The organism is Corallococcus sp. AB045 (genome assembly GCF_003668895.1).
Classification (GTDB): Bacteria; Myxococcota; Myxococcia; order Myxococcales; family Myxococcaceae; genus Corallococcus; species Corallococcus coralloides.
The window spans coordinates 17,980-32,569 of the sequence record NZ_RAWN01000108.1 but is presented as its reverse complement, the minus strand read 5'-3'; the positions used below and the strand labels follow the sequence as shown (position 1 = coordinate 32,569).

15 protein-coding genes are annotated in these 14,590 nt (G+C 69.8%); 7 read left to right on the top strand and 8 right to left on the bottom strand.

Annotated features, from left to right (window positions below):
• Positions 1-2 precede the first annotated feature (2 nt).
• Entirely contained in the window at positions 3-617 is a 615-nt protein-coding gene (locus tag D7Y21_RS24185; protein WP_120565302.1) for a DedA family protein, read from the bottom strand.
• A 14-nt stretch (positions 618-631) separates the two neighbouring features.
• On the bottom strand, positions 632-1,774 hold the full coding sequence (locus tag D7Y21_RS24180; protein WP_233612261.1) for an AI-2E family transporter: 1,143 nt from the start codon (positions 1,772-1,774) through the stop codon (positions 632-634).
• Positions 1,775-2,129: 355 nt separating this feature from the next.
• On the opposite strand from D7Y21_RS24180, the gene D7Y21_RS24175 reads away from it, so the two are divergent.
• Both D7Y21_RS24175 and D7Y21_RS24170 read left to right on the top strand, forming a co-directional pair.
• A complete protein-coding gene (locus D7Y21_RS24175) occupies positions 2,130-2,651 on the top strand; it encodes a hypothetical protein (protein ID WP_121715967.1) in 522 nt (173 codons plus the stop codon).
• A 49-nt stretch (positions 2,652-2,700) separates the two neighbouring features.
• The gene (locus D7Y21_RS24170; protein WP_121715965.1) at positions 2,701-4,767 is read left to right on the top strand and encodes a S9 family peptidase; all 2,067 of its coding nucleotides are present in this window, start codon (positions 2,701-2,703) and stop codon (positions 4,765-4,767) included.
• Between the two features lie 524 nt (positions 4,768-5,291).
• On the opposite strand, the gene D7Y21_RS24165 is transcribed toward D7Y21_RS24170, so the two are convergent.
• From D7Y21_RS24165 to D7Y21_RS24145, 5 genes are all read right to left on the bottom strand, one after another.
• On the bottom strand, positions 5,292-5,903 hold the full coding sequence (locus D7Y21_RS24165; protein WP_120565299.1) for a GNAT family N-acetyltransferase: 612 nt from the start codon (positions 5,901-5,903) through the stop codon (positions 5,292-5,294).
• A gap of 35 nt (positions 5,904-5,938) precedes the next feature.
• Complete coding sequence (locus tag D7Y21_RS24160; protein WP_120565298.1) at positions 5,939-6,862, bottom strand: response regulator; 924 nt, start codon at positions 6,860-6,862, stop codon at positions 5,939-5,941.
• Positions 6,859-8,454, bottom strand: coding sequence for a HAMP domain-containing sensor histidine kinase (locus tag D7Y21_RS24155; RefSeq protein ID WP_120565297.1), 1,596 nt, complete (start codon positions 8,452-8,454; stop codon positions 6,859-6,861). The genes D7Y21_RS24160 and D7Y21_RS24155 overlap by 4 nt, the downstream gene beginning before the upstream one ends.
• 110 nt (positions 8,455-8,564) lie before the next feature.
• Positions 8,565-9,866, bottom strand: a complete 1,302-nt coding sequence (locus D7Y21_RS24150) for an OmpA family protein (RefSeq protein ID WP_120565296.1) — start codon at positions 9,864-9,866, stop codon at positions 8,565-8,567.
• 33 nt (positions 9,867-9,899) lie between these two features.
• On the bottom strand, positions 9,900-10,262 hold the full coding sequence (locus D7Y21_RS24145; RefSeq protein ID WP_120565295.1) for a DUF4398 domain-containing protein: 363 nt from the start codon (positions 10,260-10,262) through the stop codon (positions 9,900-9,902).
• Positions 10,263-10,483: 221 nt separating this feature from the next.
• On the opposite strand from D7Y21_RS24145, the gene D7Y21_RS24140 reads away from it, so the two are divergent.
• The 5 genes from D7Y21_RS24140 to D7Y21_RS24120 all read left to right on the top strand — a co-directional run bounded on the left by D7Y21_RS24140 (position 10,484) and on the right by D7Y21_RS24120 (position 13,634).
• The gene (locus D7Y21_RS24140) at positions 10,484-11,368 is read left to right on the top strand and encodes a 5'-3' exonuclease H3TH domain-containing protein (protein ID WP_121715963.1); all 885 of its coding nucleotides are present in this window, start codon (positions 10,484-10,486) and stop codon (positions 11,366-11,368) included.
• Positions 11,369-11,375: 7 nt separating this feature from the next.
• Positions 11,376-11,816, top strand: a complete 441-nt coding sequence (locus D7Y21_RS24135) for a group II truncated hemoglobin (protein WP_120565293.1) — start codon at positions 11,376-11,378, stop codon at positions 11,814-11,816.
• On the top strand, positions 11,813-12,265 hold the full coding sequence (locus tag D7Y21_RS24130) for a type II toxin-antitoxin system RatA family toxin (RefSeq protein WP_121715961.1): 453 nt from the start codon (positions 11,813-11,815) through the stop codon (positions 12,263-12,265). Before D7Y21_RS24135 ends, D7Y21_RS24130 begins: the two co-directional genes overlap by 4 nt.
• Before the next feature lie 9 nt (positions 12,266-12,274).
• Positions 12,275-13,072 (top strand): hypothetical protein, encoded by a 798-nt coding sequence (locus D7Y21_RS24125; protein ID WP_121715959.1) that lies wholly within the window; start codon positions 12,275-12,277, stop codon positions 13,070-13,072.
• 82 nt (positions 13,073-13,154) lie between these two features.
• Positions 13,155-13,634: a DUF4126 family protein gene (locus D7Y21_RS24120; protein ID WP_120565290.1), complete on the top strand. Its 480-nt coding sequence runs from the start codon at positions 13,155-13,157 to the stop codon at positions 13,632-13,634.
• Between the two features lie 15 nt (positions 13,635-13,649).
• Here D7Y21_RS24120 and D7Y21_RS24115 read toward each other — a convergent pair whose 3' ends face one another.
• Positions 13,650-14,501, bottom strand: coding sequence for a hypothetical protein (locus tag D7Y21_RS24115; RefSeq protein ID WP_121715957.1), 852 nt, complete (start codon positions 14,499-14,501; stop codon positions 13,650-13,652).
• Positions 14,502-14,590: the final 89 nt, after the last annotated feature.

Below are 14,590 nucleotides of genomic sequence, written 5' to 3'. Positions count from 1 at the left end.
TTTCAGGGGGATGGGCGGGGCTGTCGCTTCTCGCGGGCATGCCGCACGGCGAGCACGACGAGCAGCGCGGCCACGCCGGCCAGCACGACGAAGTGCTCCACGCGGCCCACGCCCTTCGCCACGCGGTCCACGCTCGCGGAGCCCAGGTAGCCCAGCGTCACCACCAGGGGCGAGCTCAGGCACAGCGCCAGCCCGTCCCAGAGAAGGAAGCGGCGAAAGGGCATGCCCTCCGCGGCGGCCATGGCGAACACCGGCACGCGCAGCACGGACATGAACCGGCCCACGAAGACGACGCGGGAGCCGTGCTTCGCGTACAGCCCCTGGATGCGCTCGCGGCGCTCGGGTGGGAACAGGCGGCGGGTGCGCCGGTGCGTGTAGAGCGCCTGCCCCAGCCGCCGCGCCGTGAAGAAGAGCACGGTGTCCCCGCACAGCACGCCCGCGAAGCACAGCGCGATGGCGGCCGGCAGCGGCATCGCGCCCCGGTGCGAGAGCACGCCCGCCGCCAGCTGCACCAGGTCCTCCGGGAACGGCAGCCCCAACCCTCCCGCCACCAGCACGAGGAAGAGCAGCGGGCCCGAGCCGTGCGTCAACAGGAGCTGGAGGGGCGAGTCGGTCATCGGGGCTCGGCCCGTCAGGGCTCTGGGAGCACGGCCGCGGCGCGGCGCTCCTGGCGGAAGAGGAGGACCTCCCGGACGATGATCTGCACGGTGGCCGCCACGGGCACGGCCACCACCGCGCCCACGATGCCCGCCAGCTCCACGCAGAAGAGGACCGCGAGCAGGGTGACGAGCGGGTTGACGTGCACGGTGCGCTTGAACACGAGCGGCGCCATCACGTTGCCCTCCAGCTGGCCGTAGAGGAGGAAGTAGATGAACACCGCCAGCGCCTTCCACAGGCCGCCGGTGGCCAGCGTGAGCAGCGTGATGATGCCGCCCGCGATGATGGGGCCCGCGTAGGGCACCAGGCTGGAGAAGCCGCTGGCCACGCCCAGGGGCAGGTAGAAGGGCATGCCCAGCACCGCCAGCATGGTGGTGGTGAGCGTGGCGTTGATGGCGCAGATGAGGGTGATGCCGGACAGGTAGCCGCCTGTCGCGGTGTACACGTTGCGCAGCACGCGCACGTAGCGCATCCGGTGGTCGGGGCGGGCCAGGTCCAGCAGGCGCTTGAGCACGCCGCCGCCGAACACCAGCATGAACACCACCAGGAAGAAGACGGTGATGACGCCGCCCAGGAGGCCCACCACGCCGCCAATGGCGCTCATCAGGAGCTCGGGCAGCGGCCCGGCGAGCGCGGGCGTGGCCTCCTCCAGCCGTTCGTTCCAGCCCAGGCTGTGCAGCCGCTGGTTGAGCGCGCGCAGGATGCCGGTGCCGCGCATCTGCTTCCACAGGTGCGGCCACTGCGTCACCAGCGCGTCCACCTGCTCCACCAGGTCCGGAATCACCAGCAGGCCCAGCGCGACGAGGGCCACGAACAGCCCGAACAGCACCAAGGCAATGGCCAGCCACCGCTTGAAGCCGCGCTTCTCCAGCCGCGACACGCCGTGCTCCAGCGACAGCGCGATGAGCGCCGCCATGCCGGTGAGCGTGAGCGCCACGCGTGTCTTGGCGATGAGCACCACCAGGGCCATCACACCCAGCACCACGAAGCACACGGTGAACACCGTGCGGGGCGACACCTGGGACTTCAGCTGCGGCGGGACGACGGGCGCGGACACCGGTGAGGCTCCCCAGGACAGGCCACCGGCTTCGGGCCCCATGTCCTGCGGATGCGTCATCCCGCGCCCGGCGGCAACCACTGTCGTCCTCCAAGTGTGCGCGCCGGGGCCGGGCCTCGCCCAAGCGTCCTGCGGGTGACACCCGGCACGGCGAACGGGCTCCGCCGGACGCAATCACCGGCCGCGTGGTTCGTCACCCCGGCAGCCCCGAAACGCCCGGGTTGGCCGCCAGGCCGTCCGTCCCCCCGAGCACGGTTGCGCGTCCGCCACGCGACGGCGCCGCGCTCGGGCGTCGTGCACCTGACGCGCCGGTACGTCGCGGAAAAAGGGGACAGCACGGTTTGCCGGGCCCGAGCGTCAGACGGGGATGGGAACCTTCGTGGGAAGGGACTTTCGCGGGCCGGGAGAGGACACCATGAAAAAGATGGGTGAGCAGGAGCTGGAAGGGGTGCGGCGGGAGGCCCTGGAGACCGAGGCCCGGTGGCGCGGGCTGGCGTCGAAGCTGGCGGAGCTGGGCGGCGAGGAGATGGACGCGCAGCTGCTGGTGACGTTCCGGAGCGCGCGGGACGCGGGCGCGGTGCCGCCGGACGCGGGCTTCTTCCTGGTGGCGCACATCCTCACGGCGATGGCGGACGAGGCCATCGCGGAGGATCCGCGTGTGCGGATGCGGGCTCGCGAGCTGGACGCGATGGAGCGCGACTACGGCCTCACCGGCGAGGGCTGGCCGGAGGGGGAGCTTCCACCGGAGGACTGGGAGGCGCTGTGCGTGGAGTACGAGCGGGCCTGTGACGAGGCGCGCGCCGCGTTCTTCCGCGCGTACGGCGAGGAGGAGATGGCGCGGCTGTACCTGGACCAGCGCGTGACGTTCCACCACCGCTTCGAGAGCGGGCGGCGCTTCTTCCACGGGCTGCCCATGTTGCCCACGCAGCTGCACTGAGCGGGAGGTCCGCTACACTCCGCCCCCTGTGTTTTCCGGAAGGCGGCGGATGCGAGCGGCAAGCCTGGCTGTGGCGGTGGGGTGTTGGGTATGGGGCGCGCTGGCGTCCGGGGCGGTGCCCGCGCCCGCGCCCGTGCGGGTGGAGGCCAGCGCGACGTACGACGCGCTCCAGCGGATGGTGCGCATCCGCGAGGTGTCGCTGTCGCCGGACGGCAAGCGGGTGGCCTGGGTGGAGTCGGTGCCGGGGACCGCGGAGGCCGCGAGGCTCCAGGTGCGGGAGCTGGCGCATCCGGAGCGGGCGCCGGTGCGCGTCACCGCGTCGAAGGACGGCGCGCCGTGCGCTGAAGGGTCGCTGTCGTGGAGTCCGGACGGCCGGCAGCTCGCGTTCCTCTCCACGGCGGGCGAGGGACGGGCGAAACAGCTCTACGTGGCGGACGCGTCCGGGGCGGGCGGGCCCGCGCGCAGGCTCACCACGGTGAAGGGCGTGCTGGCGGCGCCGAAGTGGTCGCCGGACGGGAAGTCCGTGGGGCTGCTCGTCATCGAGGGCGCGGAGGACGCGCTGGGGCCTCGGGGGCCCGCGGCGCGGGAGACGGGCGTGGTGCAGACGTCCCCGCCGGTGAAGCGCTTCGCGGTGGTGACGGTGGAGGACGCGCGGCTGCGGCCGGTGTCGCCCGCGGCCCTGTTCATCCATGAGTACGCGTGGAGTCCGGACGGCGCCCGGGTGGCGGTGACGGCGTCGAAGCCGCCGGGGGATGCGAACTGGTGGAGCGCGAGGGTGTACGCGGTGGAGGCGGGGACGGGGGAGACGTCGCTCTTGCACACGCCCCAGTGGCAGGTGGCGGAGCCCGCGTGGAGTCCGGATGGCCGGCAGCTCGCGTTCATCGAAGGCCTGATGAGCGACGAGGGCAACACGGGCGGGGACGTGCTCGTGGTGTCGGTGCCGGAGCGGCTGGCGGCGAAGGTGCGGTTCGGTGAGAAGGCGGAGCTGCCCGCGAAGGTGCCGCCCGCGAGCAACGTGACGGAAGGACTGAAGGCGACGGCCACGGATCTCTTCTGGCCCACGGCGGAGCGGCTGGTGTTCGTGGCGCAGGCGCAGGGCGAGGCCGCGCTGATGGCGGTGGCGCCGGGTGGCGGAGAAGTGAAGACGTTGTGGAAGGGCCCGGAGCACGTGACGGTGTCGCTGGGGAGGGACGGCGTGACGAGCGCGGTGGTGCGCGACTCCATCACCCAAGCGCCGGAGCTTTGGACGGGGCGGGTAGGGGCGTGGAAGCAGGTGACGCGCCTCAACACGGACGTGCGCGTGACGGTGGGCGACGTGCGCAGCGTGACGTGGACGCGCGACGGGCAGTCCGTGCAGGGCTGGCTGGTGTTGCCGGTGCAGGACGCATCCGGACGCAAGGCGCCCATGGTGACGGTGGTGCACGGAGGGCCGGCGGCGGGAGTGCTGGCGGGGTTCAGTCCGCAGACGGCGTTGTTCACGGCGAGGGGCTACGCGGTGTTCATGCCGAACCCGCGAGGCAGCTACGGCCAGGGTGCAGCGTTCGTGCAGGCGAACCGCCGCGACTTTGGCTTCGGGGACTTCAACGACGTGCTGGCGGGGCTGGACGCGGTGCTGGCGTCGGCGCCGGTGGATCCAGCGAGGCAGGGCATCACGGGGTGGAGCTACGGCGGCTTCCTGACGATGTGGGCGGTGACGCGGACGCAGCGCTTCCAGGCGGCGGTGGCGGGCGCGGGCATCGCGAACTGGCAGAGCTACTACGGCACGAACCACATCGACTCATGGATGCTGCCGTACTTCGGAGCGTCGGTGTACGACGAGCCGGAGGTGTACACGCGCTCCTCGCCCATCAACGGGGTGAAGCAGGTGAAGGCGCCCACGCTGGTGCTGCATGGTGAAAGGGACCTGGAGGTGCCCGCGTCGCAGGGCTACGAGTTCCACAAGGCGCTGAAGACGCTGGGCGTGAAGACCCAGTTGGTCATCTACGCGGACGAGGGCCACAGCCTGCGCAAGCCCGAGCACCAGAAGGACCGGCTGCTGCGCACGCTGGACTGGTTCGACGCGAACCTGCCGGCGGTGACGGAGTCGAAGCCGAAGGTGCGGGCACCGGCGCGCTAAGCCTTCGGACACCAAGGCCAGTCCCACTGGATGAGAAGGTAAGGCCCCAGAGGGGCCACCCTGTCGGCGCGAATCGCGAAAACCTGTCCGACTGTCGGACAGGTTCGGAGCGCCACGGCAGGGGGCCGCAGCTCCGCCCGAGCGGCACGAACCTGTCCGACAGTCGAACAGGTCTGGAAGGCCCTTTGGCTGGGGCTACCGTTCCGCCCGAGCAGCACGAACCTGTCCGACAGTCGGACAGGTTGGAAGGACCGTGGCTGGGAGGGGCCCTGTTCCACCTGGACATCGGAAACCTGTCCGACAGTCGGACAGGTTTTGACTCAGCCTCAGGCGGGAGGTGGGTAGGGGGGATTTCGGGGAACAGGTCAGGGACTGTGGAGGCCGGATTCGGCGGGGCCACGAGTGAGGTGAGCACGTGGTTGCGCCACTGACCGTTGATCAATTTTGTCGATATTGACGGTTAAGCCTCGAATGGGCGGCTTTTTGAGCCCCGTATCTCCAATATCGACAAAATTGATGGAGAGTCAGGGGCCGCTGCGGAGGCCGGGCTCGGCGGGGGCCACGAGCGAATTGAGCACCTGGTCGCGCCACTGGCCGTTGATGAGGAGGAAGTCGCGGGCGTAGCCCTCGGGGATGAATCCGAGGCGGCGGAGGACGGCGGCGCTGCGCAGGTTCTCTGGCAGGTGGCTGGCCTGGAGCCGGTGCAGGCCCATGGCGCTGAAGGCGAAGTCGCAGAAGGCGCGGAGGGCTTCGGTCATGAGGCCCTTGCCCTCGTGGCGGTGATCCAGGCCGTAGCCCAGGTCCGCGGCCTGGAGCGGCCCCCGGCGGATGTGGGCGAGCGTGGCGTTGCCGATGACGGGCGCGAGCGCGAGGGGTTGGCCCTTGGGGAGGAGGAAGACGCGAAGGGACACGTCGTGGCGGAAGTCCTCGCGGTCCTGGGCCAGCCGCGTGCGCCAGTAGGCCATGGAGAAGAAGGTCGCCGGGCGCGCCGGGGACACCGGGCCCAGGTGGTCCTTGTTGGCCACGTGGTACGCCAGCACCCGCTCCGCCGCGTCGGGCGGCAGCAGCATCAGGTGCAGGCGCTCGGTGGTGAGCAGGACGGGCGACTTGTCGATCATGGCGGAGGCTGACTTCATCTCTGCATCAAGGCTAGCGACGGCAGGGGCGTGAATCAGGCCGGGCCGTTACCGCTCATGACGGCGTCTTCGTGGAGCTTCTTGAAGGTCTCGTTGCGGTTCGTGGAACGCACGAGTGCGTCCAGTTCCGTCGGGCCGATGGCGACGACCAGGTGGTCGTCTTTCCGGAAGGTAGCGGAGCGGGTGTGGAACCCTTCGGTGAAGCCTCCGGCCGCGACGAAGAAGCCGAGGCGGCAGCGTCCTCCTCGGTTCCAGAGCTTGTCGCGGAAGATGACCAGCTCGCCCGGGCCGACGTGCTTCGACCAGTTCTTGCACTCGACCAGGATGTAGGAGCTGCTCTCGCGGGCCCAGAACGGATCCTGGGATTCGTTGCGGATGACGATGTCGATCTCTTCGTCCGCGCTGGTCCGGTTGGTGCTCGTGTTCATCAGGCCCGGCACGGTCTTGAACAGGAGGACCAGGAGTTCTTCCAGCAGGCGGCCCTTGCGGTTGCCGTTGGTTTCGGACCGGCAGGCGGCCCACAGGTCCTGGATCTCCTTCTCCCGCTGGGCATGGGTGAGCGAGGCGAGGCGGCGCTCCCGCACGGCTTCAGAGGCGTTGCGCACCTTGATGCGCAACATCATGGGCAGGGTGGGAACCTTCTCCAGGTAGTCGTAGGCGCCGTCCTTGAAGGCCCGTTCAATCATCTTCGCGTCGGCATACGCGGTCGCGACGATGACCTTGGCGCCCGTGGGGACGATCTCCGAGATGAGATCGATGCCGGAGTCGCCTCCGGAGGAACCCTGGAGGCGCTGGTCGAGCACGACGACGTCCCAGGCGAATTCCTGGATGCGGGCCTGGGCGGTCTTCCGGTCTGGGGCCCATTCGACGCGGTAGCCCTCGGGGACGAGGATGTCCTGGTAGGTCTCGAAGAAGGGCCGCTCGTCATCGACGACCAGTACGGTGCCTGGAGAAGTCATCGTGGAGTCCTCTCTGCCACAGGCAGGCGCATCCGGAAACGGGCACCGCTATCGGGTTTGTCCACGCAGGCGACCTTGCCGTGCAGCTCAATCTCGATGACTTCCTTGACCAGGGCCAGTCCCTCGCCCGCGCCACCGGAGCGGAGGGAGATGCCACGCTGGAAGATGCGCTCGCGGTCCTCGGGACGGATACCAGGGCCATCATCGTCCATGGTCAGGAGGAGGTTCCGCTGGTTGTCCTCCAGGATGCAGTCAATGAGCACCTGATGCGCACCGGCCTGCTCGGAGTTTCGGAGCAAGTTGACGATGGCGAGGACGAAGCGTTCCCGGTAGCCGGACAGGGAAGGGAGATCCGGAGCCACGTGAAGCTGGATGCTCAGCGAGGTGGCGAGACTGGCGACCGCGTCCGCGAGGACTCGGAGGACGTCAAAACCCTCGGGAGCACGTGCGGCCAGCTCAGAGGTCTTGAGCAGGTCCGTGACGAACTTCAGTGCGCGGTCGATGCCGGGGTCGATGCGCGGACGGAAGCGCGCGACCGCCGCCTCGACCTGACTGCCCACCATGGAGCTGTAGAGCGACCCCAGGGCAATCTGGGCGGGGATGAGTGCGTTTCGGATCTCGTGAACCACCAGCCGTGCTTGCCGGGTGGTGGCGATGGCCGAGGAGTTGAATACCGTGTCGAGACCGGACTTGCCGCTTCCTTCCTTCTCCAAGACCGTCAGCGATTCGTCCTGGCTGAGTGTGGCCGCGAGGACGGAAAAGGGCGTTTCCATAGGGGAAAGGAGCGCTTCCAGAATGCGCTTCCCTTCGTTCAAGAGCATGTATCCACTGTATACAGTCCGGTTTGGACTACTGACTTCCCCGATGAGTTCCAGGATGCCCAGCGACCCAAGTCGCCGGAGGGTCGCCCAGGAGTGTGCGAGCTCGGAGACATCCCAGTCGCTCTCGATGCGAACGTCCTCTGGCTTCTCGAGAAGGTACTCAGCGGTTTCCCTGCTTAGCCTCCAGTCGTCGATGGGCCCCATGGATTGAGCAGCCTCGACTTGGAGAAGCCATTGGATGGCATCTCGTCCGCTCAAGCCCAGGAGGACGTCCCCAATGGGACCCACTTCCTGACGCTCCCCCACTTTGCGAACGGCGCGAACCTCTAGCGCGTACTTTTCGGCCCTGTTGAGTTGCGACGTGCCTCGGGGAGGTCCTTGGTGCCAAGCCTTGGCGGCCAGACGGTCGATCTCCAGCCTGCGAGTCAGGGATGAGGCCCGCACGTTGAACCCCATGCGACGCATCATTCCGAGCAATACATGCTCTTCAACGACATCGCGTGGCTCGCCATGCAGAAAGCCCTCCTGGAGGAGGATGGCGAGGTTGATGGCGAAGCTCACGACATGATTATCAGAAGTCCATTCTTGATGGAGTTCCATCAGGCGTCCGGGGGGAAGCTCCCCGGGTTCCCGCTCGAAGCGTTCGACGAGTCGGATGAACTCCGCCCGCACCCATTTGGCTTCTGGCACGAAGTAACGCGGGGCCTGATGGCCGTCCTGCGCCGAGCGCACGTTCTGAAGATGTTCCTTCAGTTCCTCGATGAAGCTCATGGCCCGGCATCATCCCACCAAGCACGTGTGCTTGCTCACGGATGACGCATCAGGGGCTCGCCGCGTTCCCTCCGCGACGAGCCCCAGATTCAACCCTCTACTTCACACCGTTACTGCCCATGGTCCATGGGCTGCTGGGGCACCTGCTGCTGCGCACCCCCACCGCCCGTGCCCTGCTCGGGCTGCGGGCTCTGGTGGTCGACGCCCGCGCCGTGCGGCTTCGCATCCGTGCCACTTCCGCCAGTGCCTCCCGGCTGCGCGTTCTGGCCCTGGTCCTGGTCGCCCTGGGGCGGCTGCTGCGCTCCGCTGCCTCCCACGCCGCCGCTTCGCGACGGCTGCGCTCCGGCCACGTTGCGCTCCACCACGATCTCCACGCGGCGGTTGTTCGCGCGGCCCTCCGCCGTGCCGTTCGACGCCACCGGCCGGTTCTCACCCATGCCTCGGACCTGGATGCGGTCCTGCGGGACGCCCTGGTTCACCAGGAAGTTCCGCACGCTCTCCGCTCGGCGCTCCGACAGCTGGTCGTTGTAGTCCTCCGTGCCTCGCGAGTCCGTGTGGCCTTCGATGAGCAACGGGTTCTTCGACTCCTTCAGCGCCGTCGCCACCTCCGACAGCCGGTCGCGCGCCGCGGGCAACAGCTCCGTCGCGTTCGTCGCGAACAGCACGCTGCCCGACAACGTCACCACCGTGCCGCGCGCCTCCTCCCGCACCTTCACGTTCTCGTCCTGAAGCCGCGTCAGCGCCTGCGACGCGCGCTGCTCCGCCTGGAGCCGCGCCTGCCGCTCCTGCTCCAACTCCTGCGTGCGCTGCTGGAGCTTCTGGTTCAGCTCGGCCAGCCGCTGCGCCTCCGACTGCTGCTGCTCCATGCGCCGCTGCATCTCCGCTTCCATCTGCTGACGCTGCTGCGCATCCGCCGCGCGCAGGCGATCCGCCTCCGCCTGGCGCTGGGCATCCAGTTGCTGACGCTGGGCTTCGAACTGCTGGCGCTGCTGCTCATACTGCTGGCGCTGGGCTTCGTACCTCGCGCGCTCCTCCTCCTGCTGGCGCGTGAGGTGCTGCGCGCGCGCTTCCTGCTGCTCACGCAGGGACGCCTCCGCCTGGGCTCGCTGCTGCGCGGCCAGGTCCGCCTCGCCGCGCGCAGAGGCGATCTCCGCCTTGCGCAGGGCCACGTACGCCAGCGAGCGCGTCGTCACCGAGCCCTTGCTCTCCACGTACTCGTTCTCCGCCTCCTGCAGGGCCGCCCGGGCCGCCGCCACGTCCGCGGGGCGCTCGCGGCCCTCGGGGCTCGTGGACACGTCGCGGTACGCCTGGCGCGCTGCGGTCAACTCACTGGGCGGAGGACCGTGCGCACACCCCACCGAGAGCGCCGTGACTCCCGCGACCGCCAACCATCCAAGTTTCCAACGCTGCATGACTCACTCCTCACAAGGCTAGAGGTGGGGGACTCACTGACCGCGGCGGAGGGACTCGGCCTGCTCGGAAGCCCGCCGCGCCTCGTTCTTCAGGGGCACCGCGCGGGCCAGCGCCGACGCCAGGTCCGCGTCCGCGGCCGCCTGACGGAACCGCAGCTCCGCGGCCTCCTGCTCACCCTCCTGAATCAGCCGCTCACCGTCGGCGATCTGCTGACGCGCGAACTGCAGATGCCGGGCGGCCTCGGGCACGTTCGGCGCCTGGGAGTTCTCCGCCGAGCGCAGCGCGGCTTCCGCCTGCACGCGCTGCTGATGGGTGGACGTAGCAATCACCTGCTTGCCTGCACAGCCAAGGGCCGCGATGGAGAGCAGGGCGGCGGCGAACAGCTTCGGGCGCATGGATCACCTCATGCCGGTGGAAATGCTGGGACGCTCCGGCGCGGCCCAGAGGGAGTTGGTTTGAAAAATGGGCGGTGCCCGGCCAGTCGGCATCGGCGACCTGTCCCCACCAGGCACGCTGGCCAAGGGGGTTGACAGGCGTCGTGTAGGGAACGAGGCGCACAGGCCACGGCACGCACGGGCTGCTGGCCGTGCGGCGGGAGGGACGCTAGAGGGGGAACATGCGCCTGCACCTCGTGGACGGCACGTATGAGCTGTACCGGGCCCACTTCTCGCCCCGGCCGGGCACCACCGCGCCGGACGGACGGGACGTGAAGGCCACGGCCGGTGTGATGGACTCCCTGCTCGCCCTCTTGCACGACGAGCAGGAGGCCGTGACGCACGTCGCGGTCGCGTTCGACAATCCCATCCGCTCGTTCCGCAACGCGCTGTTCGCTGGTTACAAGGGAGACGAGGGCGTGCCGCCGGAGCTGCGCGCGCAGTTCGACCTGGTGGAGGAGGCCGTCTCAGCGCTGGGCGTGCGCGTCTGGTCCATGAAGGACCAGGAGGCGGACGACGCGCTGGCCACCGGGGCGGCGCGCTGGGCGGGCGAGGTGGAGCAGGTGCGGCTGCTCACGCCGGACAAGGACCTGGGCCAGTGCGTGCGCGGCCAGCGCGTGGTGCAGGTGGACCGGCGGCAGCAGAAGGTGGTGGACGCGGACGGGGTGAAGGCGAAGCTGGGCGTGGCGCCGGAGAGCGTCCCGGACCTGCTGGCGCTGATGGGCGACGACGCGGACGGCATCCCGGGGCTGCCGGGCTTCGGGGCGAAGGGCGCGGCGGCGGTGCTCCAGGCGTATGGACATCTGGAGTCCATCCCGGACAACGCGGCGGAGTGGACGGTGAAGGTGCGGGGCGCGGACAAGCTGGCGGCGACGCTGAAGGCGCACCGCGAGGACGCGCGGCTGTACCGCACGCTGGCCACGCTGGTGGAGGACGCGCCGCTGCCGGGCACGGCGTCGCTCACGGACCTGGAGTGGAAGGGCGTGCCGGAAGCGCGCTTCAAGGCGTTCTGTGAAGGATTGGGATTGAAGAGCCTCCAGCGCCGGCCAAAGCGCTGGGCGGCATGAGGAAGCCATGAGCATGGAATTGAAGCCCCCACCGTCGGACGGCTGGGTCCCCACGCTGGACGACACCCCCTTCACCCGCATGGGCGGCGAGGAGCCCGTCCACGCGCTGGCGGAGGCCTTCTACGACGTGATGGACGCGGAGGAGCCCGCGCTCGCCGCCATCCATGAGCTGGACGCCGAGGGCAAGGTGAACCGCGGCACGCGCCAGCGCTTCGGCATGTTCCTGGTGGGCTGGCTGGGCGGGCCGCAGCACTACAGCGCGACGCACGGCCACCCCCGGCTGCGCATGCGCCACGGCCACCTGCCGGTGGACACGGCGATGCGGGACGCGTGGCTGCGGTGCATGCAGAAGGCCATGGACAAGCGCGGCATCACCGGCGGCCTGCGAAGCTTCCTGGATGACCGCTTCGCCCAGGTGGCGGACTTCCTTCGCAACACGGAAGGATGAGGTTCACCGAGTCCATCCGCATCACCTGTCCGCGCGAGCGCGTCTTCGCGTACACGCAGGACTACGGGCAGCGGCTCGTCTGGGACACGTTCCTGCGTGAGGCGGTGCTGATGGACGGCGCGACACAAGCCGGGCCCGGCGTGAAGGCCTGGTGCGTGTCGTGGCACGGGCTGGGAATGGAGACGGAGTACGTGTCCTTCCAGCCGCCCGCCGTCACGGCGGTGAAGATGACGCGGGGCCCGAGCCTGTTCGAAAGCTTCGCGGGCTCGTGGCGGTTCGACGAGGACGCCCCTGGCGTCACGCGCGTCACCTTCACGTATGCCTTTGAATTGCGGCGGCCCTTCGGCTGGCTCACGCCGCTCCTGAAGTGGACCCTGACCCGCGAGGTCCGGGGACGACTGCGCGACCTGAAGCGGCGGCTGGACGTGGGTGTCCCCGGCGCGGCATAGACTCGCGGTATGAGCACGCAGCTACAGCCGTCCCCCGCCACTCCGCACGTCGATGAGCTGGTGCCCCTGTTCGAGGAGGCCTTGAGGACGGAGGGCTCCTCGCGTGCCCTGAAGGCCGGGTACCTCAACGCCATCATCGCCCGGTGGGGCCAGACGGAGGACCCGGCGACGCTCGCGCCCGCGTTGCACGCGCTGCTGGCGAAGGAGGGCGTGAAGCAGTTGTTGGACGAGCAGGGCACGCCCGTCAGCGCCGCCGCGACGCAGGCGTTGCTGGCCATGTCCTATCCGCATCCGCTGGAGGTCGCCCCGGAGCACCTGGAGGCGCTCCGCAAGCACACCGAGCCCTCCGTGCCGCCCGCGCCCAAGGGCTGGATGCTCACGGTGCTGGTCGTGGCGACCCTGATTCAAGCCATCTACTTCTTCCTGGCGGATGACATGCGGCACATGTTCGGGGCCACCGCTGAGCAACTGGCGGGAGAATCCGGCCTGGCGCTCCCAGGAGGCGGGGACGGCTTCTTCGACAGGCTGGAGAAGGTGGCGTGGTGGCCCATGCGGCCCCTGGTGCCCTGGGTGCAGGTCGTTGGCGCAGCGGTCCTCTATTCCTTCTCCACCGCCCTCGCGACGAAGGCGTGGGCGCGCACCCTGGCCCGGCGCGGTTTCCTGGGGCTGGGCGTGTTGGGCCTCGGGGTGGGCGTGCTCCCCATGCACGTGTATGAGAACTGCGGAACGCTGGTGGCCGCGCTGGGCGCGCTGCTCGCGGGCTGGATGTTGCGCTCGCCCAAACCGTCCACGCCGCCGGCCGCCTGAGTGCCCGCTCGCCGGGCCGTGGCCAGACGGGCGCCGCGCCCCCACCCTCCAGTTTTCACCACCCAGCTGGGGGTTGGAATCCATGCGTACGAACAATGAAATCTGGACCGCTGCGGGCTTCGGCGTCCTCGCCGGGATGCGCAGCATGACGGCGCCCGCGTTCCTGGCTCGCGAGCTGTCGCGCAAGCCGACGCGCGCGTTGAAGCGGGCCCTGCCAGGCCTCACGTCGAAGAAGGTGTCCCAGCGCCTGGGCCTCATGGCGCTCGGTGAGCTGGTGGGGGACAAGAACCCCAGGACGCCAGCGCGCACCGCCTTGCCGGTCCTGACGGGCCGCATCCTCTCCGGGGCCATCACTGGCGCCGCGGTGTCACGCAAGCGCAAGGGAGCGCGGATTGGCTTCGCCCTCGTCGGCGCCGCCGCCGCCTTCGCCTCCAGCTATGTCTTCTATGGCTTCCGCCGCCTCCTGACGCAGAAGCTGCGCGTGCCGAACGTGGCCGCGGGCCTGGTCGAAGACGGCCTCGCGCTGGCCCTGGGCTCCCGCCTCACCCGGGCGCTGCGGTAGGCCTTGCCCCGTGGCTCACCCCGGCCCCTTGCCGGGGGTGAGCCGCGCCTCCAGTCGCGCCAGCACCGCATGCTCCGCCCGTGCCCGCTCCGCCAGGGGCGCGAAGAGCAGCCGCGAGCGCAGGCCCATGCCTTCCGTCAATTCGAACTGGCGCAGGTCCTCCGGCAGCGCGAGCAGCACCTCGCCCAACGGCCGCACCCGGTGCAACTGGTACGAACCCGCTGCCTCCAGCGCGCGCACCACATCCGCCACGGGCTCCGCGCGGGCCATGGCCTTGCGTGACTGCTCCTCGTAGCGCAAGCCCGCCTCCACCCGCTCCTCCAGGTCCGCGAGCACCGCCGCCGCCGTGCGCTGCGCCTCCTTCACGAGCCGCAGCGGATCCAACGCCCGCTCCACGCGCCTTCGTACCGCCGGGGACAGCGCCCGGGCCCGACCCTCCACGCGCGACAGCACCGCGTCGCGGTAGCTCGCCGCGAAGCAGACCACGAACAGAGCCTCCTCCAGCGGCGCACGCTCCCGTCCGGCCAGCCCCTCCGCCAGCGAGCACAATCCCTCTCCAGTGAGCACATACCGGCGGCCCCGGGGCAGCCCCTTCACGGGCGCGCTGGTGCTCGACTCCGCGTGGCCCCCGCGCACCAGCCGCTCCAGCGTCCGCCGCACCTGCGTCAGGTCGATGTCCTGCGAGGGCCGGGTGACGTCGTGCTCGACCCAATTGGTGAACAGCAGGAAGTAGAAGCGCACGTCCGACACGCGGAAGCCGCCCGCGCGAGCCCCGGCCCCGTGCGCCGCCAGCAGCGCCGCCTGCACGAAGGTGGCCTGCGTGTCGATGTAACCCAACCGCGCCGTCAGGGTGCTGTTCCGAGCCATGGCCAGCAGGATGCCAGCCCCCGTTCCTTCCGTCCCATTCCTCCCAGGTGACAATGTCCGCTGGAACGAAAGACATATCCGGGGACATC

What these genes read in the sequence shown, in the direction of transcription:
- D7Y21_RS24180 (WP_233612261.1), bottom strand. Translation starts at nt 1,774, where the DNA reads ATGACGCATCCGCAGGACATGGGGCCCGAAGCCGGTGGCCTGTCCTGG.
- D7Y21_RS24130 (WP_121715961.1), top strand. Translation starts at nt 11,813, where the DNA reads ATGAGGTTCACCGAGTCCATCCGCATCACCTGTCCGCGCGAGCGCGTC.
- D7Y21_RS24170 (WP_121715965.1), top strand. Translation starts at nt 2,701, where the DNA reads ATGCGAGCGGCAAGCCTGGCTGTGGCGGTGGGGTGTTGGGTATGGGGC.
- D7Y21_RS24185 (WP_120565302.1), bottom strand. Translation starts at nt 617, where the DNA reads ATGACCGACTCGCCCCTCCAGCTCCTGTTGACGCACGGCTCGGGCCCG.
- D7Y21_RS24150 (WP_120565296.1), bottom strand. Translation starts at nt 9,866, where the DNA reads ATGCAGCGTTGGAAACTTGGATGGTTGGCGGTCGCGGGAGTCACGGCG.
- D7Y21_RS24140 (WP_121715963.1), top strand. Translation starts at nt 10,484, where the DNA reads ATGCGCCTGCACCTCGTGGACGGCACGTATGAGCTGTACCGGGCCCAC.
- D7Y21_RS24145 (WP_120565295.1), bottom strand. Translation starts at nt 10,262, where the DNA reads ATGCGCCCGAAGCTGTTCGCCGCCGCCCTGCTCTCCATCGCGGCCCTT.
- D7Y21_RS24125 (WP_121715959.1), top strand. Translation starts at nt 12,275, where the DNA reads ATGAGCACGCAGCTACAGCCGTCCCCCGCCACTCCGCACGTCGATGAG.
- D7Y21_RS24115 (WP_121715957.1), bottom strand. Translation starts at nt 14,501, where the DNA reads ATGGCTCGGAACAGCACCCTGACGGCGCGGTTGGGTTACATCGACACG.
- D7Y21_RS24175 (WP_121715967.1), top strand. Translation starts at nt 2,130, where the DNA reads ATGAAAAAGATGGGTGAGCAGGAGCTGGAAGGGGTGCGGCGGGAGGCC.
- D7Y21_RS24120 (WP_120565290.1), top strand. Translation starts at nt 13,155, where the DNA reads ATGCGTACGAACAATGAAATCTGGACCGCTGCGGGCTTCGGCGTCCTC.
- D7Y21_RS24165 (WP_120565299.1), bottom strand. Translation starts at nt 5,903, where the DNA reads ATGAAGTCAGCCTCCGCCATGATCGACAAGTCGCCCGTCCTGCTCACC.
- D7Y21_RS24155 (WP_120565297.1), bottom strand. Translation starts at nt 8,454, where the DNA reads ATGAGCTTCATCGAGGAACTGAAGGAACATCTTCAGAACGTGCGCTCG.
- D7Y21_RS24160 (WP_120565298.1), bottom strand. Translation starts at nt 6,862, where the DNA reads ATGACTTCTCCAGGCACCGTACTGGTCGTCGATGACGAGCGGCCCTTC.
- D7Y21_RS24135 (WP_120565293.1), top strand. Translation starts at nt 11,376, where the DNA reads ATGAGCATGGAATTGAAGCCCCCACCGTCGGACGGCTGGGTCCCCACG.